The organism is Parapontixanthobacter aurantiacus, from assembly GCF_009827635.1.
Taxonomy (GTDB): Bacteria; Pseudomonadota; Alphaproteobacteria; order Sphingomonadales; family Sphingomonadaceae; genus Parapontixanthobacter; species Parapontixanthobacter aurantiacus.
In genome coordinates, this window is record NZ_WTYW01000001.1 from 1,662,899 (window position 1) to 1,686,974 (window position 24,076).

Consider the following 24,076-nt stretch of genomic DNA (forward strand, 5'->3'; position numbering starts at 1 on the left):
ACCGCGCGTTTAATTGTTGGCAAGGCGCAATAGAGCACCAGCCGCGGAAGGGGCCCCAAGTCGCCATGGACAACGCCGAACAGTTCGTCGACTATTACGACCTTCTCAAAGTCGAGCCCGACTGCAACGCCCGCACGTTGGAGGTCGCCTACCACTTCTTCGCGAAGATGTACCACCCCGACTCGCGCGATACGGCGGACGTTGACAGGTTTACTCAGGTGGTGGACGCCTACAACGTCCTGAAAGACCCGAAACGCCGCGCCGAATACGACGCCAAGTATCTGAAAACAAACGGCAAAGCACCCTTCTCCGCCGGCCTTGCGGACCATGACGCGATCGACGAGGAGACCGCCGCCAGCGACGCGGAAATCCACGCCAAGATCCTCCTCCACCTCTACAAGCGGCGCCGTTCCCACCCCTCCGACGCCGGCATCGTCGGCTGGCTCTTGCAGGAATTGCTCGACTGTTCGGAGGAACAATTCGACTTTCATATCTGGTACTTGAAGGCCAAATCTCTCATCGACGTGACCGAGCAGGGCACGCTCGCCATCACCATAAAGGGGGTGGACGAGGTCATCGCCAGCGCCCGCTCCAACCTTGCCGAAAAGCTCTATCTGGAGGATTCCGGCCCAAGTAAAACTGCGCGCCACAATGATGTCGAGAAGGGGTCAAGCGATGCCTAGCGGGCATCGGCGGTAGCTTAAGTCACTGAAAAGCGCAGGCAATCACGCGAGTCGAAAACGCGCCCCGATCACCCCCCGAAGCACACCCGAAATGCGCGCCCCGAAATCAGGCGGCGACGCGGTGGCGATAGGTCAGGTTGACCCGGTCCGACAGGAGGAGGTAGGGCAGCCAGATCGCCGCCGAGATCAGCACCTTGGTCACGTTCCCTTCGAGGACATTGCCGAGTGCCACCGCAACATTCGGCGGCAGGTCCGCCACGCCTGAGACGACCTGCGCGATGGTAAGCTGCATCGCGATGTCCATGACCCAGGCGAAGACCAGCATCCGCGGGAACAGCGGCACCGTGCGCAGCGCCATGGCGAAGCACACCATGTAGAAGAAGCTCGTCACGACGAGGTCGGCGGTCATCACCCAGAACATCACCTGGCCCCATTCGGGCGCGGCATGGCCCATGGCGGGGATGGCGAGGAAATATTCCCCGCTGCGGAAGACGACGTTCATCATCATGCCGACGATGAGGGAGGCCATGAAGCCGACCGGCCCGAACCCGTCGAGCTTGCGCGCGGTGCGCCGGTCCACCCGCTTCCACTTGCCGAACAGGGCGAGGCGAAAGCGCGGCTGGACGAGCGTTTCCCGCCGCAGGAAGGCGTTGCGGGCGATGAGGAAGCCGGCGATCGGCGCGATGGCGACGAGGCTGTATCCTGCCGCGACGCCGATCATGTCGTCGAGCCCCGTATAGGGCAGGATGGGGAAGGCGATGCGGAACGCGGCGAGCGGCAGGATGACGGCCAGCCAGGCGAGCGCGATCCAGCGCGTCCGCCGCTTCAGGAAAGCGACGATGACGACGCTCTTACCGTAGAGGGAAGCGATATAGTTGCGCACCGTTCGTTCCATGCTTGCCATCATCTGATCGACGCCTTTTCCACCATCCGGTTCCCGCGGCGGAGGCAGCGGGATTGCGCGGTTTCAAGGCATCTGGCACGAGCATGGTTAACATTCGCTAAAGAGGCAAGCCTTCTATTCGCCCCGTACACATACCGACTCGTCCGCGAATCTGCTGATTCGCGGGAACGCGAGTCGCGATTCGCACTTGTTGGCGCTCGTTTCGAAATGGTTAATGTGGCATCGCTGCAATGGTTAACGCGACCGTTAACCTTTTCGGTCCAATTTTGGCACAAATAAGTGTTTGTTTTATAACGATTAACATATCCTTAGGAATTTTTTATTGCGTCGAACCGTGCTTTTTAGGAAATTGAATGCGTCCCGAGGGACTTGCGTAAATGGAGCTGAGCGAAAGCGGATGTTCCTTAAAAAAACAACGGTCGCGCAGGTCCATAAACGAAACCCCCTCGGACACTAATGGGTAACCGGAAATAGAGGCCGGGCCCTGCTTTGGGAACGACGTGCCGCAAACCGAAACAGGCGCGTATCTATTGGGGTAATACATCATGACTTTCATTAAGAACTTCGTTGCTGACGAATCCGGCGCTTCGGCTGCTGAATACGCTCTGATCCTCGCCATCGTGGGCGCAGCGATTGCTACGGCAACCGTCGCTCTGGGCGGTGAGATCCTTGAGTCGATCAATCGTGCCGAAACTTCGCTTGATAAGGCGAACAAGGATGCAACGGCTGGCGTAGCAGCTGACTAATAAGTTTGAGGGCGCGGTGGCTTGTTCACCGCGCCCTTTTACCTTTTCTTCGGGAATTTCTTGAGACGCGCCTTAAGAAATGCGCGCTATCGTCCCGAAACTGAAATACCTCGCGACCGGACCCTGGACGGTCCCCGCGAGCAACGAGTTTCTTTTGGTAGGGGGCAGGCATGAGGGGTCGAAACCTCGCAGTTTTGGGGATCGCCGTCTTTCTCGGCCTGATCGCCGTTTTTCTGGCGAATAGCTATTTCTCTGGCATCGAAGCGCGGCAGGAACGCCTCGCACAGGACGAGGCGATGACGCGAATCGTCGTCGCGACGCAGGATATGGGCTTCGGCACCGCTCTCGCGCCCACCAATATGCGGCTCGCCGCCTGGCCCGCCGCTTCGGTGCCGATCGGTGCCTTCACTTCCATCGAGGACGCGACCCGCGGCGGTCGCGTCGCGCTCCGCCCGCTGGCCGTGGGCGAACCGATCCTTTCCAGCAAGGTTTCCGGCGAAGGCGGTCGTGCGACCCTCTCGGCTGTTCTGCCTGAGGATCAGCGCGCCGTATCCATTCCAGTCAATGAGATTACCGGCGTCGCCGGTTTCGTGCGTGCAGGCGACGTCGTCGACGTCATGCTGACGCGACAGATTCCGGGCGACGGCGCACAGGGTGACGACCAGTTCACCTCGACCGTGCTGGAAAACGTGCTCGTCCTCGCCATCGACCAGGTGGCGAGCGAAAGCGAGACCGCCCCCGCTGTCGGAAAGACCGCGACCTTGCAGACCGATCTTTACGGCGCGCAGAAGCTGACGCTGGCCAATCAATTAGGCAATCTCAGCCTCGCCCTTCGCAATGTGGAGAACCAGACGGTCGGCGGCACGTCGCCCGTCCTGCCGAGCGATCTCGGCAGCGCCGGTCTCTACATTCCTGCGCGCAACACCGGCGGCGGCTCCCCCGCCCCCGCCCCCGCCCCGCGCATGGCCCAAGCCACAACGCCCGCCGCCGCCCCTGCGCCCTCCGCACCGCGCTATCGCGGGCCGACGATGCAGATCGTGCGCGGCACGGACAACGAAACATACGAGGTGAACCGCTATGGCCGCTAAGACTATCCGTCGCCTCATGGGGCTGACCACGGCGCTCGCCGCTATCGGCGCTGCAACCACCGTATCCGCACAGGATTATCGACCGGGATATGGGCAGGCCGAAATGTCGGTCCATGCCGGTTCGGTCGAGGTTCCCCTGAACAAGAGCCAGGTCATCACTGCCGACCGCACGATCGACCGCGCGCTGATCGGGAACGAGGAAATCGCGGACATCTTCCCGATTTCCGACCGCAGCGTCTATGTCCTGGGCAAGGCGATGGGAACGACCAGCCTCACCCTATACGACCGGCAGAACCGCGTCCTTGCCGTGGTCGATGTCGCGGTCGGGCCGGACGTCATTTCCCTGCGCGACCAGATCGGTAGCATGATGCCGAACGAGCAGGTCGATGCCCGCCTCACAAATGGCAAGATCGTGATGAGCGGCACTGCATCCAGCGTCGGCGCCGCCGATCGCATGGTGCAGCTTGCCCGCGCCTATGCCGGGGAAGAGAACGTCGTCAATCTGATGACGCTGGGCACCAGCCAGCAGATCATGCTCGAAGTGCGCTTTGCCGAAGTCAACCGGCAGGTCGGCAAGGATATCGGCATCAGTGCTTTGTTCACCAATGGCAGCGATTTTCAGGGTGTTATCGGTAATGGAGCGGGCTTTACCAGTGACGGTCTCAGGCTGTCAGAAATTACTGACAGCTTCGCGATTATCAACGGCGTGTTCGACGTTGCGGGCCTGACTATCGACGCAGCGCTCGACGCGCTGGAGGAACGCGGCCTGTCCAAGACGCTGGCCGAACCGACCCTCGTCTCGCTTTCGGGCGAAAAGGCCAGCTTCCTTGCCGGTGGCGAGTTCCCGATCCCGGTCGTGCAGAGCGGGTCCGGCGGGGCAGCTAACGGCGATGGCGGCAACGCGATTACCATCGAGTTCAAGCCCTTCGGCGTCAGCCTCGGCTTCACCCCCACGCTGATCGGCAACGACGTCATAAACCTGCTGGTCGAACCCGAAGTCAGTTCCATCGACGAAGCCGCTTCGATTTCGGTCGGCAGCCTGCGTATTCCGGGCCTCCAGACCCGCCGCGCCAGCACCGTCGTCGAATTGCGCGACGGGGAAAGCTTCGCCATCGCCGGGCTGATCCAGTCCGACTTCGCGACGACGGTCAACCAGGTGCCGATCCTCGGCTCCATCCCGATCCTCGGCTCGCTGTTCCGCTCCTCCAGCTTCCAGAAGGGCGAGACCGAGCTGCTGATCGTGGTGACGCCGCGCCTCGTCCAGCCGATCCGGCCCGACCAGGTGCAACTGCCGACCGAGCGGGTGACCGATCCGGTGCAGGCCGACGTCATCCTCAACGGCACGGGCTATCGCCCCTACGACAATGCGGCCGGGCAGCGCCCGACCCGCGACGGGCCGGTGCGCTTCGATCCGGCGGCGCCTCCGCCCGACTATGCCGCCGACGCCTCGCTCGACAATCGCCTGAACGACGCCACCCGCGGGGAGAGCGAATATGAGTATTGATCGCACCGCCCTGCGCGGCGTTTCCGCCCTCGCCTTGCTGCTGGCCGCCTCGGCCTGCGCCTCGATCGAGGACCGCGAGCTCTACGGCTACCAGGATCCGGGCTTCGGCTCCGCCAATCGCGCGACCTACGCCGCGCAGGTGGTGAACCCCGATCCCGTCTATGACGAGCCGATGGAATCGAGCGCCTCGCGCGCCGTCGATGCCGTCGATGCCTATCGCGACAAGACCGTCGAAGAACCCGACACGATCTCCACGACCGAGGGCGTGTCCACCGGACCGGGAGCCTGATATCATGCGCCGCCTCGCCAATCCTCTTGCCAAGTCCTTCTGGTCCGGCGAGCACGGGGCGGTCGCGGCGACCTATGCGCTGGCGCTCGTCCCGCTCATCGCGATGGCCGGGGTGGGCATGGACTATGCCCGGCTGATGGGGATGGACAGCGAATTGCAGAACGGGGCCGACCAGGCCGCGCTCGCCGCCGCCTCGCAGCTCGACGGGAAGTCGGGCGCCTGCACGAGGGCTTCGACCGCGGCGCGCTCGCTGGTGGTCAATACGAGCCTTCTGACGAGCGACGACAACGCGATCACCTTCACCGAGGCGACCGATTGTTCGGGCAGCGAGTCGATCATGTTCTGGCAGGACAAGGCGAAGACGAACGCCGCGACCTCGGATGCGAATGCCAATTTCGTGGAGGTGCTGGTGGATGTGCGCGGGGTGGACTACGCCCTGCTGCCCGTTACCGGAGCGCTGCGCGGCGAATTGCAGGCGGCGGCGCTGGCGGGCCTCGGCTCGGCGATCTGCAAGGTTCCGCCGATCATGATCTGCCATCCCGATCCCGGCACGCCCTTCAACGCCGATGCGCGCAAGGGCCAGGGGATCGCCGCGACGGGCCACTCCACCGGCAAGAACAAGGCCGGAGGCGATGCCGGAACGACGACATCCGGGACCAAGTGGTCGCCGGGCAATTTCGGCTTCCTGCAAATTCCCGGCGTCGACGGCGATGCTGGCAACAAGAACGCCCGGCTGCTGACGGCGCTGGCTTTCAACACGCCGCAAACCGACTGCATCAGCCTCGAGAACAACAAGGTCAGCACCGGCAACCCGCAGGGGCTGTACGATGCGATCAACACCCGCTTCGATCTGTACGATTTCCCAAGCAATGGCGGCTCGACGCTCGCGCCGTGCCAGGGCGGCGCTTGCCTTGCCGCTCCCAATGTGACCAAGGATTTCATTCGTACGAAGACAAGCGGCAATAATTCCTGCAAGGTCGGCAATAATGGTTGGGAACTGCCGAAATCCGGCTCGGAGTTCAAACCTGTCGCAAGCGGTTCCTGGTCAGCCGGAAAGGTCAGCGCCAACAATCCGACGGTGATGGGCCTGCCGCGCGATAACTGCCATTATACGAGCTTTAACGGCACCGGCCTTTGCGGAACCGGCACGGGACGGTTTGGCGATGGAAACTGGGCGCGCGAGGATTATTTCGCGAAGAACCATGCAACGCCCCCGCCGGGCTATGCGACGATGACCCGCTACGAAACCTATCTGTGGGAAATCGCCAACGACAAGATCAACAATACCGCTCCGCAGTCCGGCAAGCCCGTCTGCAGCGCCGCGACCGGTCCAAAGGAACGCCGTGTCCTCAGCATCGCGGTCGTGACGAATTGCGCTGAACTCAGCGGTACGTCGACGCCCGTTAATATCGAGGATTTCGTCGATGTTTTCCTCGTCGAACCCTCGGTCGACGACGCCAAGCGCTACAACGCGTTCAAAGACGTTATTTATTTCGAAATCATTGGAAAGTCGCAAATTGCCGGCAACGGCGTGTTCGGCTCGCAGGAGGTACGGCGCGACGTCCCGTATCTGATCGAATGAGGTTTGTGCGCGCCTTCATCCGCGATCGCTCCGGTGCGGCGGCCGCCGAAATGGCGCTGATGGTGCCCCTGCTGATGATCCTGATGTTCGGCGGCTTCGAGGCAGGCCATTATTTCTACACCGAGCACAAGATCGTGAAGGCCGTGCGCGACGGGGCGCGCTATGCCGGGCGGCTGCCTTTCAGCGCCTATGATTGCGGATCGGGCACGAGCAGCCAAGCGGCGCTCATCCAGAACGTCACCCGCACTGGCGTTGCCGATACGACGGCCCCGCCGCTGATCTACAACTGGACCGACAATGCCGATGTAACCGTTTCAGTAACCTGCAATACGGCGGAAACGACGAAGGGCATCTTCACCGACCTCGCTTCCGGCGCGCCGGTCGTGACCGTGTCGGCGACGGCGTCCTATCCCTCACTGTTCGGAGCATTGGGCCTGCTCGATGCGGACATCAACGTGGCCGCCAACGCACAGGCCGTGGTGAACGGGCTATGAGTTCGCATTGCGCCATTCCTCACCGATCCGGCGGCGCCTTCCTCAGCGATTTCGCCCGCGACGAGCATGGCGCGAGCGCCGCTGAATTTGCGCTAGTTCTGCCGATCTTCCTGCTGTTCCTGCTCGGCATCCTCGATGTCGGCCTCTATGCCTGGAACTTCAACCAGACCGAGAAGGCGACGCAGATGGGCACGCGCTGGGCCGTCGCGACCGACATGGTGCCGAGCGGGCTCGCCAGCTACAGCTTCGCCGTGAATGGTGGCATTCCGCAGGGCACAGTGGTTCCGAAGACCGCGTTTGGCGGCGTGACCTGCACCTCGACCGGTTGCACTTGTGTTGGTCAATGCGCGACTGGTCTGACGCCCGGCTTTGACTCCGCCGCCTTCACGGCGATCGCCGACCGGATGCGGCAGTTCAAGGGCGACATCGAAGATACCGATATCACGATCGATTACGACTGGTCGGGCATCGGTTATGCCGGCGATCCCAACGGCCCGGACGTCGCACCTTTCGTAACCGTCACGGTCGACGGACTCGACTTTCAGCCAATCTCGACATTGCTGTTCGGCGCCGATGTCGGGCTTCCCGCAGTCTCCCACACGCTGACCGCCGAAGACAGCCAGGGGACGTTCGCGAATTGACATGAGCAGGCTCGACGAAATCAGGAAGATGAACACGCAGAACGCCCTCCACATGCCGGCCGGCGTCACCGTGGTCGCCCGCCGCGAGATGCTCGACGTGCTCGACGCGCTCGACGATGACATCGCGACGCTTGCCTGCGCACCGTCCGAACTGCCCGCCCTCGACAAGCTGCGCGATACCCGCATCCTGGTGATTGAGGTCGACCCCTCGCTGACCGGATCGATCGAGCGCGTGGACGCGCTGCGCCGCAGCCTGCCCGATACGCCGATCATCGCTGCGCTCGACACGATCGACATCACGACGACGCGCGCCCTGATGCGCCGCGGCGTGGCCGATTTCGTCGGCCTCCCGTTCCAGATCGAGGAACTGCTCGCCGCGATCAGCGATGCCGCCCGCACGATCGAGCACCGCCGCGACGGCGATGTGCGCTTGGCGCCATTCCTCGCCATCACGAAGACCATCGGCGGTGCGGGTTCGACGACCGTCGCGACGCATCTGGCCGCCGCCCTTGCGGAAGAACGCGGAGCGGGTGCGCGCGCCTGCATCATCGATTGCGACCTTCAGACCGGGGATGCCGGTGCCTATCTCGGTTGCGCGCCGCGCCTGACGCTTGCCGATCTGATCGATGCCGAAGGGCGCCTCGATGAGGACCTGCTGCGTTCGGTCGTATGCGAAGGCGATCCCCGCGTGGACGTCGTTGCCGCCCCGTCCGACATCCTGCCGATCGAGGCGGTCGATTTCGACCGGCTGATGGCGGTCATCACGTTGGCGCGGAAGCAATACGACATCGTGATCGTCGATCTGCCCGCCGCTCTTACTAACTGGGCCGTGTCCACCCTCTTCGCCGCCACCCGCGTCGTGCAGGTGGGGACCTTGTCGTTGGCGAGCTTGCGCCATGCCAAGCGTCAGATTCAGTTCCTGCAATCGCTGGGGCTGGAGCGCGACCGCTTCGACATCGTGCTCAACCGCGTCGAGAAGCGGCTGTTCAAGACGATCGATGCGGGCGATGCGGCAGAGGCGCTGAACATGCCGATTGCGGCCTCGCTGATCGCCGATCCGCAGCTTCTCCAGAATGCGCAGGACGAAGGCGCCCTCGTCCAGCACGTGCAGCGCAAGACCAAGTTCGGCAAGCAGATCGAGGCGCTGGCCCAGACGATCAATGCAAAGCTCGAAGGGAGCGACTGACATGTGGAAGATTCGCCGCCCCGAGGATGACCGTTCGACCCCGGCCCCGAGCCCGGAACACGTCGCCAACGACACGGTCGAGGTCGTCGAGGACGTCTCGCTCCACCCGAAGAACTCGGAACGCGAAGAGCGGATGCTGCAGGTCAAGTCGGCGGTGCACAGCGCGCTGCTGGACAAGCTCAACCTCTCGATGCTCGACAAGCTGCCGCACGAACAGATCAAGAGCGAAATCACCGCCATCGTCCCTGAGTTGCTGGTCACTTTTGACCAGCCCCTCAACCGCGAGGAACGGGCCGATCTCGTTGACCAGATCCTTCACGAATTGCTCGGGCTCGGACCGCTCGAACCGCTGCTGGCCGACGATTCCATTACCGACATTCTCGTCAACGGGTGCGACACGGTCTTCGTCGAACGGCAGGGCCGGCTCGAGCGGATGCCGACGCGCTTCCAGAACGAGAAGCACCTGATGCGGATCATCCAGAAGATCGTCAGCGCCGTGGGCCGCCGGATCGACGAAAGCTCGCCCTTCGTGGATGCGCGTCTCGCCGACGGATCGCGCGTCAACGCAATCGTCGCGCCCCTCGCGCTCGACGGTTCGCTGCTGTCCATCCGCAAGTTCTCGAAGCGCCCGATCAGCATGCAGAAGCTGGTCGATCTCGGCAGTATGCCCGCCGCCATGGCGGAAGTGCTGATGGCGGTCGTGCGCTCGCGCCGCAACGTCCTCATCTCCGGCGGTACGGGTTCGGGCAAGACGACCATGCTCAATGCCTGTTCCTCCTTCATCGACGAGAGCGAACGCATCGTCACCATCGAGGACAGCGCCGAGCTTCAGCTGCAGCAGGAGCATGTCGCACGGCTCGAGACGCGCCCCGCCAACATCGAGGGTACGGGCGAAGTGACGCAGCGCGACCTCGTCAAGAACGCCCTGCGTATGCGGCCTGATCGAATCATCGTCGGCGAAGTCCGCGCCGGGGAGGCCTTCGACATGCTGCAGGCGATGAATACCGGCCATGACGGCTCGATGACGACGGTTCACGCGAATACGCCGCGCGACGCGCTCTCGCGGCTCGAGCAGATGATCGGCATGAGCGGGATCGACATCACCGCGCGTTCCAGCCGCAACCAGATCGCCTCCGCCATCAACGTCGTGCTGCAGGTCGGCCGCCTGTCCGACGGCAAACGCAAGGTGCTCAGCCTGTCCGAGCTCACCGGCATGGAAGGCGAGACGATCACCATGCAGGAAATCTTCAAGTTCAAGCGCGAGGGGATCGAGGAAGACGGCACGGTGCGCGGCCATTTCGAAGCCACCGGCATCCGTCCCAAGTTCCTCGCCGAGGCAGAGGCGCATGGCGTCACCCTGTCGCCCGAACTGTTCCGTCCGGATGCGAAGATCGGCTGAGCCATGAGCGCAGAGATTACCCGCATCTTCATCCTGCTCGCGATCTTCGCGGCGGTCGTGCTGGTCATCCAGCTCGCCGGACGCGGCATCGCCAGCCGGTCGAGCCATCGCGGCGCGGTGAACAAGCGCCTCAAGATGATCGGCCAGGGCGGCGACCGGGAAAAGATCGTCGGCACGCTTCTCAAGAACCAGCCGCGCAATTTCAGCCATCTGCCGGGGTTCCTGGCGAGGCGCGCGACCGCGTTCGAGCGGACCGTCTTCACCTCCGGCATCTCGCTGACCGCAAGCCAGATGGCAGCCTTCATGGGGCTGGGCTTCGCCGGAATCGCGCTGTTCCTGATCCTGGTCTTTTCGGCGACGGGCGTGGGCGTATCCTTCGGCACGGTCCAGCTGGCCCTGCTCGTTTCGGCGGCGCTGGCCTTCGGCGTTCCCTATCTCGTCGTCAATCGCAAGGCGCTGAACCGTCGCAAGAAGATGGAGCAGCAATTTCCGATCGCGCTCGACATCTTCGTGCGTGCGCTGCGGTCGGGTCACCCGGTGGCTTCCGCCATCGACCTCCTGACGCACGAAATGGAAGACCCGATCGGCAGCGAGTTCGGCATCGTGTCGGACGAGGTATCCTATGGCGCCGACCTCATCACTGCACTCAACCACATGGCGGAACGCTGGGACCTGGAGGACATGCGGATGTTCGTCGTCTCCTTGTCCGTACAGAGCCAGACGGGCGGCAACCTCGCCGAAATTCTCGACAACATCTCCAAGGTCATCCGCGATCGCCATTCGATGTTCATGAAGGTGCGCGCGCTCAGTTCCGAGGGGCGCATGACCGGGTGGATGCTGTCCGTCCTGCCGGTCGCGGCTTTCGTCCTCGTCTTCATCGGAGCGCCCGAATTCTATCTCGACGTGGCGGACGATCCGATCTTCATCATCGGGTCCATTTCCCTCCTCGTCATGTACACGATCGGCGTCATGACCATCCGCCGCATGATCGATCTGAAGGTCTGACATGATTGAACTCTTCGCCTCCAACTGGATCCTGCGCGGCCTCGTCCTGCTTGCCCTGTTCGGCCTCGTCGCGATGGTCGCCTATATCGTGGCGAGCTATTCCTCGCAGCGTATCCGCACGGCCCGCAACCTCGCGCAATTGAGCAACGAGCGCACCGCCGTGCAGAGCGGCAGCCTCATCGGCGACAACAGCCAGAGCGCATGGGCAAAGCTGTCGGAAAAGATCGAACGCGGCGGCCTCGACCTGTCGGACACGTCGAACGACGAATTGCGCAAGAAGCTGCGCGCCGCGGGCTATCATTCCGCCGCAGCGCCCCGTATCTACACGCTGGTCAAGCTGACGCTGATCTTCGTCGTGCCGGGCATCTTCCTGCTGATGGCGAGCCTGTCGAGCGATCCGCCCAGCCTGCTGACCCTGTATCTCGTCAGCGCCTTCCTCGCGGTTCTCGGCCTTTATCTGCCCAAACTCTTCATCCAGGCAAAGGCGGACCGCCGCCAGACGGCGATCATCAACGCCTTTCCAGACAGTCTCGACCTGATGCTGGTCTGCGTCGAAGCCGGCCTCGGCCTCGAAGCCGCTCTCGACCGGGTAGGCCGCGAAATGGCCGTGTCGCACCCGCTGATTTCCGAACTGTTCCTGCAGACGACGCTGCTGATGCGAGCCGGCGCGACGCGCGAAGAGGCGCTGCGCAAGCTCGGCCAGAATGCCGGCGTCGATCAGATCAAGAGTTTCGCCACGCTGCTCGTGCAATCCGACAAGCTGGGAACCAGCATGTCGCAGACCTTGCGCGTCTATTCGGCGGAAATGCGCGAACAGCGCAGAATGCGCGCGGAAGAGAAGGCGCACCGCCTGCCGGTGCTGATCTCGATCCCGCTCGTCGTATTCATGTTGCCGACGATGATCGGCGTTCTCGCCCTGCCCGCCGTGATCCTGGCGCTGCGGGACGTGATACCGGCAATGACAGGGGGATGAAATGAGAAAGACAGGGAAAATCGCCGCCGCAATCCTGCTCGGAACGGCGCTTTCGGGATGCCAGAGCTTTTCCGCAGCGTTCAATTTCGGCGGCCGGGACGAACCACGCCGTGCCTCTGCCAACATCTTCGGTCCGGCCGACCTCGCAGCGGGCAAGGCAGCCTTGCGCGACGGTCATGTCGGCAACGCCATACCCGCATTCCAGAAGGCCGCGCTCAACCCGGCCACCGCCGGGGAAGCCTATAACGGCCTCGGCATCGCCTATGCGAAGCTTGGCCGCGCCAATCTCGCCGAGCGCCATTTTGCCAAGGCAGTCACCCTTGCCCCCGGCGATACGCGATTTTCCGCGAACCTCGCGCGGCTTTACACCTCGGATGTCGGCGAACGACTGCTCGCGGCGCGCCGCGCCGATGCGGCCCGCAAACTCGCGGCAGCTTCCCGCCTCGAAGCGCGGCAGGCCGAACGGCAGACCGCCCGGACCGCCGAACGTCGCGGAGCGATCGTCATCGAGCAGGGGGGCGCTCGCCTAGAACGGCGCGGCAATGGCGAACTGGCATTGACCAGCGCCCCTGTCGCCGAGGATACTGCGCCTGCACGGCGCGCCACCGTCGAATATCGCAATCCGCGCCCAGCCCCGGCGCCCGTAGAACCTGCCGCTCAGGAAGAAGCAGGCGAAACGCGGCTCGGCAAGTCGGCACTCACCGTCCTTTCCAACAGGAAGTCGGTCTCAACCCCCAGCAATGCCGAACCCTATCCGGTTCGCGTGTCGATCACGACGAGCGGACCGGCGGAAACACGCCGTCCGGCGCGCAGCGAATCCTATCCGGTGCGGGTCACCCTGCCGGTCGATAGCGATTTCTGATTACCCATCGTGTGACGGCTTATCATGGATAGCACGCTTCTCTGGCCGGTCGGCCTGACCGTCCTCCTGCTCATCGGTGCCTATAGCGATGTCAGGACGCGCCGCCTGCCGAACTGGCTGGCCCTCGTGCTGCTGGTCTTCGGCCTCGCCCAGGGCTTTGCGGTCGAGGGGCTCGCGGACGTTCCGTGGTATTTCGCTCATACAGTCGCGGCACTCGTCGTTGGCATGATTCTTTATGCGCTGGGCGTCGTGGGAGCGGGCGACGCGAAATTCTATGCAGGTACGGCGAGCTATTTCATCCTATGGAAAGGGCTCGAACTCCTGCTCGCGGTATCGCTGGCGGGGCTGGCTCTCATCCTGCTGTGGATCATCGTAAGGCGCTTCCGCGGCATCAAGGCCCGGGCGAGCGACGGCGATTTCGGCAAGTTTCCCTACGGTGTCGCCATCGCCACGGGCGGAATCATCGCAGCCTTCGGGCAATTCGCGTAAGCGGCGTCGCCCGCACTATCTCTCGCTCCCGGCGGATACGACCCATCGCAACGTTCATGTCGCGGCAGGCGGTATGAGCGGGTGTTTTGCTTCCACCTCGTGAAGCGAAAGCAAGGCACAAACCGAACCGTATAGCACTCGTTCTTTGTTGGTCGCCGCAAGGCAAATGAGCCGATCTGCCCGATGCGCGTAGTCTTGGAACAGTGTTCGCGGAGCGGTGTCGCTGAGCGAGGGCCCATGCTCTTGATGTTCGTGCCGCCGCGGGTTGCTCCGCCTCACCCAATCAACTTCGCTCCGAAATCCTGTTCGCGATCAAATTGTGGAGACGAGCCTTAACCGCTGGAACCACACTCCGGCACGCGATTTGGCCGGGAAGAATAGGAGGCTCAATGACGGATTTACCAGAATGGGAGCGTTATCCTCTTACCGGACGGTTCATGGCGAACCGGCGGCGGCATGTTCTGAGCGAGCGCGAGAAGCAGCTACTCGAACAATCGGTCGATGAGGTCAGGGAGCTTAAGGGAGAAACCCTTGTTCATGCATCGGGCGAGTTATGCGAGCACGCGACCATTCTTATAAGCGGGTTCGCGATTCGCATCATTGCAGATGACACAAGCCGAAGCATTGTGGGCCTTCATGTCCCGGGCGATATGGTCGATTTGCAGGGTTTCGTGATGAAGCGACTGGATTACGACATAGGCGTGGTAGGAGCCGCCAAAATTGGCATCATTCGGCACAAGCTCTTGCAGCAGATGATAGCGCGCGAACCACAATTGGCGAAGCTATTGTGGTGCGCGGCTTGCCTCGACGGTGCGATGCACCGCGAATGGATTGCCAAATTAGCAAGGCACCGTGCCACGGGACGCGTCGCGCACATCATCGCGGAGCTTTGCCATCGCCTGCGCATGGTAGGACTGGGTAGCCCGCAAGGATTTGTCATGCCCTTCACCCAACGCCATTTGGCCAATTTATGCGGCCTTTCCCAAGTCCAAATCAATCGATCGCTCCGCGACCTGCGCGAGGATGGGGTGGTCACAATTCGCCGGAATCTGATCAGAATCGATAATGGCGAACGGTTGGAGAAGATCGCGCGTTTCGACCCGGCATATCTCTACGGCGAAGGGCCTCCTTAATGCGTGTAGTCTGGTCGTCATTATGCAAACGAGAAACAGCCTCAGCTATTACATCGAATGGCAAACGTTTAGCTTTGCCTATTTACCAAATGGATCTCGGAAAGCCGATTTCGCGCGCTTCTCAGATCGCTTACCGCAAGCTTGGTCGTCCGTGCTTGCCAGCAACAGGATGCCGCCCGACTTCGCTTCCTTCAGTACCTCGATGATCTGCTCTTCTGAAAACCTCGTTCTCTACATCCCATCCGTCCTTCTGGCAGGGCCGGACTCTATTTCAACTAGGACGAAAAACAGGGGGTCACGTCAATCGCTGCGCGATACCCGGATAGGACTACAAACTTGCGATCTAGGATCACTCATTCCTTCGGATATCGTATGCTTCACCCGTTAAGTTCGCCACGATTTAGGCCTCGAGATCGATGAAATTGCTCGGTTTCGGTACTCTTTAAAGGGTAACGCACTGATTGACGCCGCCAATCTGTTACCCACTAGACACCAAACCTTTTTCGCTTGAGCGCAAACGTCCAGTTTATGAAATCACTTCGGCTCCTCAAACAGCCCCTAGGAACAACCCACTTCTTTCGACAAGGATGGTGTACGTTGGCCGGGTTCGATCTAGATTGACATTGCGAAGCTCATGGACAAACCGACGTAGATGAAATCGGAGAACGAGGAAGGGCGCAACGAAGCGCAAACACGTCTCGATGTCGCAGCAAGGGCAGCGGGTATCGGGGTCTGGGAGTTTGAGCCTCGTTCGGGTCGATTGAATTGGGATAGTCGATGTCGCGAGTTGTTCGGCCTATCCTCTTCGCGAGAAGTGGATTATCAAACCTTCCTCGACGGCCTTCATCCTGACGATCGGGAAAGAGCCGATAGCGCTGTTCAGCGCGCATTGGATCCGGATGGCTCCGGAAGCTACGAGATCGCCTACCGCACGATCGGGATCGACGATAAGCGCTTAAGGCATCTCGCAGCGACTGGGCGTAACTTCTTCGAGGAGCAGGAGGGGAAGCGCATCGCCGTTCGGTTCATCGGAGCTGTGGTCGACCTATCGGCCATTGTAGAAGCCCAGGATGCGGTTCGACGAAGCGAAACGCAGTATCGCCTCGTCCTCGAAGCCACAAACGATGCGGTCTGGAACTGGGATCTCGCAAACGACGACGTAGAATGGAATGATGCGCTTTATTCAGCGTTCGGGCATCGCCAAGCCGAAGTCGAAGCGACAGGCGTCTGGTGGCTGAACCAGATCCATCCTGATGACCGGGCACGGGTGGACCGCGACATTCATAGCGTGATCGACGGTAGCGGCAATGAGTGGGAGGCCGAATATCGCTTCCGTCGCGGTGATGGCGGTTACGCTACAGTCTATGATCGCGGCAGCGTCATCCGCGACGAGTTAGGGCAAGCGGTCCGCATGATCGGAGCCATGCTGGACGTCAGTAAATCGCGCGAAGCCGAGGAGAAGCTAGCGGAGAGCGAAAAGCGGTATCGCGTTCTGACCGAGGTTTCGCCGCAGATCGTATGGATGGCCAATGCCGACGGCGAACTGACCTATGCGAACCGGCAGTGGTTCGATTTCACTGGCCAGCCGCGCGACAATTCCGCAGAGACTGGCTTGAAAGAGGCGCTTCATCCCAATGATATCCTCTCGCTTCGAGAAGCCTGGCAGGCTGGCAGTCGCAGCAAATCCGAATGGTCCGTCGAAGTACGCTTTCGCAGTGGGAGCGATGACTCCTGGCATTGGCACTTGGTGCGTGGTCGTCCGGTCATCGGCAAGGACGGTGAGGTCGACTCATGGACCGGTGTGGCGGTCAATATCCATGACCGGCATGAGGCCAATGAAGCGCTTATCGCCGAAAAGGCGAGGCTCGAAACCCTTCGGCGCGTTGGAAGCGATCTGTCGGCGGAACTGGAGCTTGAGACACTCGTCCAGAAGGTGACTGATGCAGGAGTCGAGTTGATTGGAGCAAAATTCGGGGCGTTCTTTTACAATGTGGAAGACGGTGCGGGAGAACAGTATCTTCTCTATACGCTTTCGGGTGCCGACAGGGCGGATTTTGAAAAACTTGGACGCCCTCGCATTACTGAAATTTTTCGGCCAACCTTTTCCGGGGAAGGCACGATCCGCTCCGACGATGTAACCAAGGATGAACGCTACGGGCGGAACGCGCCCCATAACGGCATGCCTAAAGATCATCTTCCGGTCCGCAGCTATCTCGCCGTTCCCGTTATTGGCCGGCAGGGAGAGGTTATCGGCGCGCTTCTTTTCGGCCATCCTGAACCTAGCCGCTTTACCCAGCAGCACGAACGACTGGTGACCGGTATCGCCGCTCACGCCGCCATCGCCATCGATAATGCCAGACTCTATCGCTCCGCCCAGGACGAGCTCAATGAGCGTCGGCGGGTGGAGGCCGATTTAAGGGAGCTTACCGACACGTTGGAGCAGCGCATCGCTGCGGAGATCGAGCGGCGAGCGAATGCTGAAGAGGCGCTGCGACAGGCCCAGAAGATGGAAGCTGTTGGACAATTGACCGGCGGTATCGCGCACGACTTCAACAATCTTCTGACCGTTATCTCAGGCAATATCGATATGGCCACCAGAGCGATCGCGAACGCGGGCGATGTCAGTCCGCGTGTAACTCGGGCGTTGGACGGAGCGCAGAAGGGAGCACAACGCGCTGCGTCGCTGACTCAGCGATTGCTGGCTTTTGCAAGGCGCCAGCCGCTAGATCCAAAACCTATCAGGCTGGACAGGCTGATAAGAGGAATATCCGAACTCATCGATCGCTCGCTTGGCGAACGCATCGAAGTGGAGTTCGTCGGTGCACCGGGCCTCTGGCTGGTCGAAGTGGATGCGCATGAGCTGGAATCCGCGATCATGAACCTCGCGGTGAACGCTCGCGACGCGATGCCCGATGGCGGCAGACTTACGATCGAACTCAGCAATACCCGTCTGGACGAATGTTATGCGACGCGCCACGCCGAAGTCGCACCGGGCCAGTATGTCATGCTGGCAATCAGCGATACCGGCATGGGCATGCCGCCGGAACTTCTCGACAAGGTCTTCGAACCGTTCTTTACGACCAAGGAGGTTGGGAAGGGCACCGGACTTGGCCTCAGTATGGTCTATGGCCTCGTCAAGCAGTCCGGAGGGCATATAAAAATCTATAGCGAGCCCGATCGGGGAACGACGATCAAAATCTATCTGCCACGTCTCCACGGAGCGACGTCGGTGGTTGATGAGGCCGCGGCTGATACGCTTGAGGAAAGCGACAAGGAGGAGCTGATCTTACTCGTCGAGGACGACGAGGACGTTCGAGTCTATACTGCGGATTGCCTGCGCGAACTGGGCTACCGAGTCTTGGAAGCTGGCTCCGGAGAAGAGGCAAAAAAAGCCTTGGATAGGACGAAGGATCAGATCGACCTTCTTTTCACCGACGTGGTCATGCCCGGGATAACCGGCGAAGAACTTGCCGAAGAACTGCGACGAGACCGTCCTGATCTCAAAGTTCTTTATACTTCTGGCTACACCCGCGATGCAATCGTGCATTCGGGGCGCTTGCAGCCCGGCGTGGCCTTGTTGCAGAAACCGTTCAATTTTGCCGAACTCGCGCGCAAGGTCCGCGACGTTCTCGAGCTTGGCAATTTCGGTCGCACCATCGTCCTGGTAGACGAGAAGCGCTCCCATGGCCCCGCTCGTGAAGCGCTCGGTTCGTCCGGCTACGACGTCGATATCGTGCATAGCGAACGAGAATTGCGAAACAAAATCCGTTTGATGCAGGGCCGATATGCTTGCGCGGTGCTGGACGACAGATCAAACCAGATCGACGTGCGCAGGACCGTGGGTGCAGTACGGTCTCTTAATGAAAGCCTGCCCATCCTTGTCCTAACCGATAGTTGGGAACGCTTGAAGGACCTCCAGGATCGATGCACAAGTATCGCTCCTGCGGTGGACCGGCCAGCCGATGTGACGACACTATTGCGCCGCCTGAAAGTGCGCTGTGATCGCCAAAAGGTAACAGCCGACTAGCTAAATAATCTCTGAATTGCCTTATCCACGTCATCGAGAACATAAGGCTTCGGGATGAGGACCAGCGGTTCGCCACAGCGCGACGTATCAATGTTCGCTCCATAGCCGCTGGCCACTGCAAATGGAATTCCCTGATTGCGAAGGCGGTCCATCACAGGATAGCTGTCCTCTTCACCAAGACGCAGATCGACGATGGCGGCATCCGGAGTATCGTTCTGCAAAAAAGCGAGCGCCGCCGATAACGAGTTCGCCGAGCCTGCGACCTGCTGTCCGAGCGCATCGATCATGTCTTCGAGCATGATCGCTATCATCCCGTCGTCTTCGACGATCAATATCCTGTTCGGCATGCACCCCTCCGTTCCTGCACATACTTATGGATGATCTCGTCTAGATATGAAAGGGCGAGGCGCGATGCGACCAAAACAACTTTATGAGCAAAAACCGGTTTTTTGAGACAGGCCAGGCCAAAGGACGCAGATCGTCTAGTATCATCAAATTGGTCAACGGGACTACCGATAGGGGAGCAACCCGGAAAATACATGCAAAGGGAGTTTGCGTTGTCGCGATCGATTGGAGGCAGAGGATACGAACGAGGTTTTTAAAAAGAGCAAGATCGGGAAAAGGCTGGTGATGACCCCGCCGTAGTTGAGGAAGCGCATCTCCATCCCGGAACTACTGCGGAGCACGTATTCTCGGATCTCCCGATCGTCATCGATCAGACCGACAACTTCGGTCTCGTCGACGGCAGCTACAAGCGGCATCGAGGACTGCGGCAACGGCGCGCAGGCTCCGATAAGGCCCATCAGGCTTGGTAGCAGCGTGCAGCTCAATGTTCGTTTTCTTTCGTCTCGCCGTAAAGCGCGTCCGCCGCCAGCGCCAGGAACATGTAGTTGGTTGCTCCGCCCCCGATAACGTATTCGCCTTGCTGCCAAAAGAATGGCCATTCCTTGAGTTCTGGCAAGTCGGGCCGCACGAGGTTGGTGCCCGAAATAACACCCCCCGGAATATAGGACCAATCTGCGCGGTTGACGCCGTAGGCGACAAGCGGAGAATCTGCGCCGACCCCGGAAACGAAGCTCTCCGTATTCTCCCCCGGATGGACGCCGAGCACGAAGTTGAGTGCATTGAGGAAGCTGTCCCTTGACGTCGCCTCTGGCCAGCCTTTGTGGAAGAACCACTGCCGCACGCCGAGCGACTGGATCGTCCAGCCCGCTCCCCAGATCGCCGGCTCGTATGGCACGCCATAAGGGCTGTCAGTCTGGGCGCTACGGTTCATCTTCTTTTGGTGCGCGGCGACCGCAGCAGCGAGGCGGCGGCGAAAACCTGCAGGAAGTTGCGGCTCAATCGAGGCGAGTCGCCAGGCGCTGTTTTCGATATCGCCGATGATCGCATGCTCCATCGCGGCGAGCTGCCGAATGTAGCCTTTATCCCCGGTGGCCTGAGCCAGCTCGGCCAGCGCGAAGGTCTTGTTGCCAATATCGTTTGAGCGTTCGAACGCGCGTTCGGTCAACGCGCGCGCGGCGGCGATCGCCTCTTCTCCAAGCGGCGATCCGTGTGCGCGCATCACCCGGCCCGCTGCCGCAAGTCCGCCTGCGACATAAAGTTCACGGTTTGGGTTGTCCTCGGTGAATACCCATCGATCATCCCACTCGATCGGGTTGCCATTGGAGTCGAACCCAATTCCCTCGACCCGCCGCTTGGAAACATTATCGGTGTGATTGGCGGCGTCGCCGAGCATGACGTAAGCCCGCAGGCTCGGTGTGATGATGCCGCGATAAAGTCGTCCCAGCGCACGGTAGCCGCCAAGTACGGTCAGTAAGCCGTGTTCGATTTGCTGGACCGCGTCGTTGACACCGTCCGGATCGCGTATCTCGACGACCCGGCGGTCTTGATCGATCGTCGTCGCGTCGTAGTCGAGGCCAAACTCCTCGACCATTTTCGCTAGCATGTAAGTAGTGCCGATCTGCGATTCCACCCGCAGATCGTAATCCCCTGCGTCATGCCATCCGCCTCGGTCGAGGCCCGCAACGATATCGCCGGACGCATACTTGGTGAGCGTCGTGTCGCCCTGCACGTAGCCGTCGAAATGATTGAGCGACACGGGCGCCATCAGTGCATCGTCCATATGCCCCAAACCATGCCAGACACGGTACTTCTCGTTCACCCGCATGTGACACATCTGGACCGGCAAGAAGTATTCGAGAGTTGGTTGCCAGGCATGCCGCGAATAGACCTGCGCATCGATCCGGAAAGGATGCGACAAAGTGTCGCCGTAGGCGAGTTGATAAAGCCCCGGCGCATCGACTGCGCTGAAGTCGAAGATCGCATAGGTGTAGCGCAGAAAATCGCCCCACTTTTGCGGTGCTGCTGACAGTACCTCCTCGCGCCCCTCACCGGTAAGCCGGTATAGCCTTGCCGCGCCCTCTACCGCCTCGCTGCGTGCCATTTCGATGACCGCGCGTTTGGGCTGGTTCGGAGCGTACCCGATCTGCGAGACCTGAATGACCGGTGCGTAGCTCCAGTCGTCGATGGTGTCTGGCGTGACCAGCCATTCGACCGCGCTTGTCGTCGCGCCTGCCGGAATCGCAGTACGCACGATGAACCAGCCGTTGTTGTGCGCCGAGCGTCCGTCGATGAGCTCGAGCTCACCAAGTCCTTGATTTTCGAAGCGGATACGCTGTTTTTCGGTCTCGGGCGCAATTGTCAGACTTTGCCCGGTCGCCATCGGAGCGGCGAGGACCTGACCGTTCAAATCCTGAACCGGGCCATTTTCCTGCTCGTTGCGCGGCACCGGGACGATTCCCCCGGCCAGAGCGGTAACTGGTCCGTTCGGCTGCGGATGAAACAGCCCGGACTTCTCGTCCATCAACCAGGCTTTGCCGAACAGGTGACCAGGAAACAGTTCCATATTGAAGCCGGCCTTGCCGACCCATTCCGGGGGCAGCGGCTTTGCGAGGTCGACGATGACCCGGAAACTATTACCGCCCGCTGGCCGCACGGTGACAGTGTATTCCAGATCGAGATCGGGATAGAAAATCGGGTTGAATCCGCGTCCGTTCTTGGCAGGATCGGGATAACGCAAGGTCTGGCTTATGGCCCCGGTCTCCGCATCGATCGTGCGTTCGCCGGCCGAGACCGGCATCGGAGACCATTGGCCGGGTTCGGGCTCGAGCCGTACGTCGCCATTGGCCGCGACGCGCTGGCCGTGCTGAATGATCGTGACGCCGGTCTGATGCCCGTCGGGATAGATGTCGTCGAAGACGATGACTTCGAGACCGGGTGCGCTGAGATACCCCTGCGCGGCAAGCTCAAGTTCGCTTTCAGCAGGCTCCGACTGGGCGATGAGCAAGGGTGATAGCGCTAACAGCGCGCTTACTGTTTTAACCTGCAATGCACACTCCCCTTTTTCGCATTCCGAGGCCTTTCCGAAGGGTATAAAGCCCAACTGGCCCACCGCGGTCGCAGGCTTAGCTATCATTCGATTTGTGGTAACGCTACCGGTTAGCATGATCCAAGTCACAACCAGTGGAAGACAGGGACGCACGGTAAGCGCTGTTCTTTCGACAGAGGTCAGTGTGCGGCGTATCATTGTATGGAAGCGACCGTCAGGACGCGCGTTTTTTGATTGCATTTCGGTACCGGACTGACCGCATTTGGACCGATAGCCTCAACTACTCCATCCGGGACACCAATCGCAGCCGAAACGCGTCTCTCTATTTGCTACGCGATGCGCGCGGCGAGCGTGCCTGCCGACTTCCCGGTACGCGCTGCTCTTCTCACCGTACCAAGGCCGTCGCCATTTCGGTTTCAATGGTCGTCAACGGAGCGAAAGCACCGCACACTACGCGGCAACGGCTCGCTTATCCTGCTTGGACTACGCAACTAATCTCGGAGTTGCAAAAGCAAGCAGAGGCCGCAATTCGTTAGATTGGCCCTTCAACGAAAATGTTCGCACTTGGGTCGCAAACTGAGAATCCGCTTGAGTAATCGTTCGGGCCAAGGTCGGACATTCGTCAACCGGTCCAGACTTAGCTGTAGAGCAAAAATACGAAAATTTAACGGGCTCCTTTTGCATTCAATCTGCGAAAGTTCCAGCGAGCTACCTTGTCAAATACTCAGAAGTCAGCGACGATCGAAATCTGCATGCTGTTCTTTGTTTAATTCGAACGGCGCGTTCGAAGAAACATTGCAAGCATAGACGTCGAACAGTTTCATAAGCTATGCGCGGAATGTGACCGGCACCGAGGCAACTTTCAAACGAATGCGTTCGCTGACATCGAACCTCTCAGAAGCATGCATGACTTCAACTCGCGCCAACGCCTTGCGCCAGTCCTTCTCGACGAGACTGATCAATTCTGCTTGATGCTCTCGCGGTTCCAGAAGCGTAACTTGCCGCAGCTTTCTATGAACTGCTTTGCTGCGTCCTTGCCGCCCGACACATCGACGAAACCATCATCCATCCAATCCCAGATACCCGCCGTTTCAAACAGGGGCTTTACCTCCGGCACGTAAGCAACGAACTTGGCGTGAGCGAAGGCGTCGTTAACGAAGTCGACGCTTGGCTTGTCGGTATTGTAGCGCTGGGCGGAAGCTTCGCTCATCACCACCGCGACCGCGTCGTAAGTTACCGAGGGGCCGCCATCGATCTTCTCGTCGGCCGCCATCATCGTGCCATCGGACAGCTTCGCCCCGGCAACGTGCGGCGCAACGATCTCCACCATGCCGCCAGCCCCGGTCGTCGCGTCCTTCAGCGCCTTGACTACGCCGGCGTCAGCACCTTCGGCGATATATATGCCGAGCTTGCGGCCCTTGAAGCTGCCGGGTCCGTTCTTCAAGATCGAGAGCGCCGGACTCTCCGGCAGGTCGGTGATGGGATCGCGCGCGGCGGGCACCTTGTCGGGCATTTCATCCAAGCCCAGCCCATCCGCAACTTCCTTTGCCAGCCCGTCGTCGATGTGACGCAAATGACCGACCATGCGCTTGCGGATGCTCAAGCGCTTGACCTTCGACAGTTCGAACGTGAGCGCGTTAGCCATATGGGTCTGTTCGACCGGTGTTTGCGAGATGTAGA

General features: G+C 60.8%; 21 protein-coding genes. 16 read left to right on the forward strand and 5 right to left on the reverse strand.

Features of this window, described 5'->3' with window-relative positions; translation table 11 throughout:
- Positions 1-65: 65 nt before the first annotated feature.
- Positions 66-683 carry a J domain-containing protein gene (locus GRI38_RS08095; protein ID WP_160682329.1) on the forward strand — a complete coding sequence of 206 codons (618 nt, stop codon included), beginning with the start codon at positions 66-68 and terminating at the stop codon, positions 681-683.
- 106 nt (positions 684-789) lie between these two features.
- Here GRI38_RS08095 and GRI38_RS08100 read toward each other — a convergent pair whose 3' ends face one another.
- A complete protein-coding gene (locus GRI38_RS08100; RefSeq protein ID WP_160682330.1) occupies positions 790-1,590 on the reverse strand; it encodes a DUF2569 domain-containing protein in 801 nt (266 codons plus the stop codon).
- A 542-nt stretch (positions 1,591-2,132) separates the two neighbouring features.
- Here GRI38_RS08100 and GRI38_RS08105 point away from each other — a divergent pair.
- From GRI38_RS08105 to GRI38_RS08175, 15 genes are all read left to right on the forward strand, one after another.
- A complete protein-coding gene (locus tag GRI38_RS08105; RefSeq protein ID WP_160682331.1) occupies positions 2,133-2,333 on the forward strand; it encodes a Flp family type IVb pilin in 201 nt (66 codons plus the stop codon).
- Between the two features lie 170 nt (positions 2,334-2,503).
- Entirely contained in the window at positions 2,504-3,421 is a 918-nt protein-coding gene (gene cpaB / locus GRI38_RS08110; RefSeq protein ID WP_160682332.1) for a Flp pilus assembly protein CpaB, read from the forward strand.
- Entirely contained in the window at positions 3,411-4,925 is a 1,515-nt protein-coding gene (locus GRI38_RS08115) for a type II and III secretion system protein family protein (protein WP_160682333.1), read from the forward strand. The genes cpaB and GRI38_RS08115 overlap by 11 nt, the downstream gene beginning before the upstream one ends.
- Positions 4,915-5,214 (forward strand): hypothetical protein, encoded by a 300-nt coding sequence (locus GRI38_RS08120; protein WP_160682334.1) that lies wholly within the window; start codon positions 4,915-4,917, stop codon positions 5,212-5,214. Before GRI38_RS08115 ends, GRI38_RS08120 begins: the two co-directional genes overlap by 11 nt.
- A 4-nt stretch (positions 5,215-5,218) precedes the next feature.
- Positions 5,219-6,796: a TadE/TadG family type IV pilus assembly protein gene (locus GRI38_RS08125; RefSeq protein ID WP_160682335.1), complete on the forward strand. Its 1,578-nt coding sequence runs from the start codon at positions 5,219-5,221 to the stop codon at positions 6,794-6,796.
- A gap of 5 nt (positions 6,797-6,801) precedes the next feature.
- Positions 6,802-7,290 (forward strand): TadE/TadG family type IV pilus assembly protein, encoded by a 489-nt coding sequence (locus tag GRI38_RS08130; protein WP_337191257.1) that lies wholly within the window; start codon positions 6,802-6,804, stop codon positions 7,288-7,290.
- Positions 7,287-7,931 (forward strand): TadE/TadG family type IV pilus assembly protein, encoded by a 645-nt coding sequence (locus tag GRI38_RS08135; RefSeq protein WP_160682336.1) that lies wholly within the window; start codon positions 7,287-7,289, stop codon positions 7,929-7,931. Before GRI38_RS08130 ends, GRI38_RS08135 begins: the two co-directional genes overlap by 4 nt.
- A gap of 1 nt (position 7,932) precedes the next feature.
- Positions 7,933-9,117, forward strand: coding sequence for a CpaE/TadZ family protein (locus GRI38_RS08140; RefSeq protein WP_160682337.1), 1,185 nt, complete (start codon positions 7,933-7,935; stop codon positions 9,115-9,117).
- Position 9,118: 1 nt separating this feature from the next.
- Positions 9,119-10,516 (forward strand): TadA family conjugal transfer-associated ATPase, encoded by a 1,398-nt coding sequence (locus GRI38_RS08145; RefSeq protein ID WP_160682338.1) that lies wholly within the window; start codon positions 9,119-9,121, stop codon positions 10,514-10,516.
- A 3-nt stretch (positions 10,517-10,519) separates the two neighbouring features.
- A complete protein-coding gene (locus tag GRI38_RS08150; protein WP_160682339.1) occupies positions 10,520-11,521 on the forward strand; it encodes a type II secretion system F family protein in 1,002 nt (333 codons plus the stop codon).
- Between the two features lies 1 nt (position 11,522).
- Positions 11,523-12,494 (forward strand): type II secretion system F family protein, encoded by a 972-nt coding sequence (locus GRI38_RS08155; RefSeq protein WP_160682340.1) that lies wholly within the window; start codon positions 11,523-11,525, stop codon positions 12,492-12,494.
- A 1-nt stretch (position 12,495) separates the two neighbouring features.
- The gene (locus GRI38_RS08160; RefSeq protein ID WP_160682341.1) at positions 12,496-13,356 is read left to right on the forward strand and encodes a hypothetical protein; all 861 of its coding nucleotides are present in this window, start codon (positions 12,496-12,498) and stop codon (positions 13,354-13,356) included.
- Between the two features lie 24 nt (positions 13,357-13,380).
- Complete coding sequence (locus GRI38_RS08165; RefSeq protein WP_160682342.1) at positions 13,381-13,845, forward strand: A24 family peptidase; 465 nt, start codon at positions 13,381-13,383, stop codon at positions 13,843-13,845.
- A gap of 437 nt (positions 13,846-14,282) precedes the next feature.
- Positions 14,283-14,978 (forward strand): Crp/Fnr family transcriptional regulator, encoded by a 696-nt coding sequence (locus tag GRI38_RS08170; protein ID WP_160682343.1) that lies wholly within the window; start codon positions 14,283-14,285, stop codon positions 14,976-14,978.
- A 652-nt stretch (positions 14,979-15,630) separates the two neighbouring features.
- Positions 15,631-19,005, forward strand: a complete 3,375-nt coding sequence (locus tag GRI38_RS08175; protein ID WP_160682344.1) for a PAS domain-containing protein — start codon at positions 15,631-15,633, stop codon at positions 19,003-19,005.
- Here the strand turns inward: GRI38_RS08175 and GRI38_RS08180 are convergent.
- The 4 genes from GRI38_RS08180 to GRI38_RS08195 form a co-directional block, all read right to left on the reverse strand.
- Positions 19,002-19,337, reverse strand: coding sequence for a response regulator (locus tag GRI38_RS08180; protein ID WP_160682345.1), 336 nt, complete (start codon positions 19,335-19,337; stop codon positions 19,002-19,004). The genes GRI38_RS08175 and GRI38_RS08180 overlap by 4 nt on opposite strands.
- Before the next feature lie 177 nt (positions 19,338-19,514).
- Positions 19,515-19,835: a hypothetical protein gene (locus tag GRI38_RS08185; RefSeq protein ID WP_160682346.1), complete on the reverse strand. Its 321-nt coding sequence runs from the start codon at positions 19,833-19,835 to the stop codon at positions 19,515-19,517.
- Positions 19,832-22,396, reverse strand: a complete 2,565-nt coding sequence (locus GRI38_RS08190; protein ID WP_202389861.1) for a cellulase N-terminal Ig-like domain-containing protein — start codon at positions 22,394-22,396, stop codon at positions 19,832-19,834. The genes GRI38_RS08185 and GRI38_RS08190 overlap by 4 nt, the downstream gene beginning before the upstream one ends.
- 958 nt (positions 22,397-23,354) lie before the next feature.
- Positions 23,355-24,076, reverse strand: a 722-nt coding sequence (locus GRI38_RS08195) for a catalase-related domain-containing protein (protein WP_272916425.1), incomplete at its 5' end; no start/stop codon positions are given.

Coding starts and splice junctions, on each gene's coding strand:
- cpaB (WP_160682332.1), top strand. CDS start 2,504: ATGAGGGGTCGAAACCTCGCAGTTTTGGGGATCGCCGTCTTTCTCGGC.
- GRI38_RS08140 (WP_160682337.1), top strand. CDS start 7,933: ATGAGCAGGCTCGACGAAATCAGGAAGATGAACACGCAGAACGCCCTC.
- GRI38_RS08145 (WP_160682338.1), top strand. CDS start 9,119: ATGTGGAAGATTCGCCGCCCCGAGGATGACCGTTCGACCCCGGCCCCG.
- GRI38_RS08175 (WP_160682344.1), top strand. CDS start 15,631: ATGAAATCGGAGAACGAGGAAGGGCGCAACGAAGCGCAAACACGTCTC.
- GRI38_RS08100 (WP_160682330.1), bottom strand. CDS start 1,590: ATGATGGCAAGCATGGAACGAACGGTGCGCAACTATATCGCTTCCCTC.
- GRI38_RS08150 (WP_160682339.1), top strand. CDS start 10,520: ATGAGCGCAGAGATTACCCGCATCTTCATCCTGCTCGCGATCTTCGCG.
- GRI38_RS08165 (WP_160682342.1), top strand. CDS start 13,381: ATGGATAGCACGCTTCTCTGGCCGGTCGGCCTGACCGTCCTCCTGCTC.
- GRI38_RS08095 (WP_160682329.1), top strand. CDS start 66: ATGGACAACGCCGAACAGTTCGTCGACTATTACGACCTTCTCAAAGTC.
- GRI38_RS08125 (WP_160682335.1), top strand. CDS start 5,219: ATGCGCCGCCTCGCCAATCCTCTTGCCAAGTCCTTCTGGTCCGGCGAG.
- GRI38_RS08135 (WP_160682336.1), top strand. CDS start 7,287: ATGAGTTCGCATTGCGCCATTCCTCACCGATCCGGCGGCGCCTTCCTC.
- GRI38_RS08120 (WP_160682334.1), top strand. CDS start 4,915: ATGAGTATTGATCGCACCGCCCTGCGCGGCGTTTCCGCCCTCGCCTTG.
- GRI38_RS08115 (WP_160682333.1), top strand. CDS start 3,411: ATGGCCGCTAAGACTATCCGTCGCCTCATGGGGCTGACCACGGCGCTC.
- GRI38_RS08170 (WP_160682343.1), top strand. CDS start 14,283: ATGGCGAACCGGCGGCGGCATGTTCTGAGCGAGCGCGAGAAGCAGCTA.
- GRI38_RS08105 (WP_160682331.1), top strand. CDS start 2,133: ATGACTTTCATTAAGAACTTCGTTGCTGACGAATCCGGCGCTTCGGCT.
- GRI38_RS08155 (WP_160682340.1), top strand. CDS start 11,523: ATGATTGAACTCTTCGCCTCCAACTGGATCCTGCGCGGCCTCGTCCTG.
- GRI38_RS08160 (WP_160682341.1), top strand. CDS start 12,496: ATGAGAAAGACAGGGAAAATCGCCGCCGCAATCCTGCTCGGAACGGCG.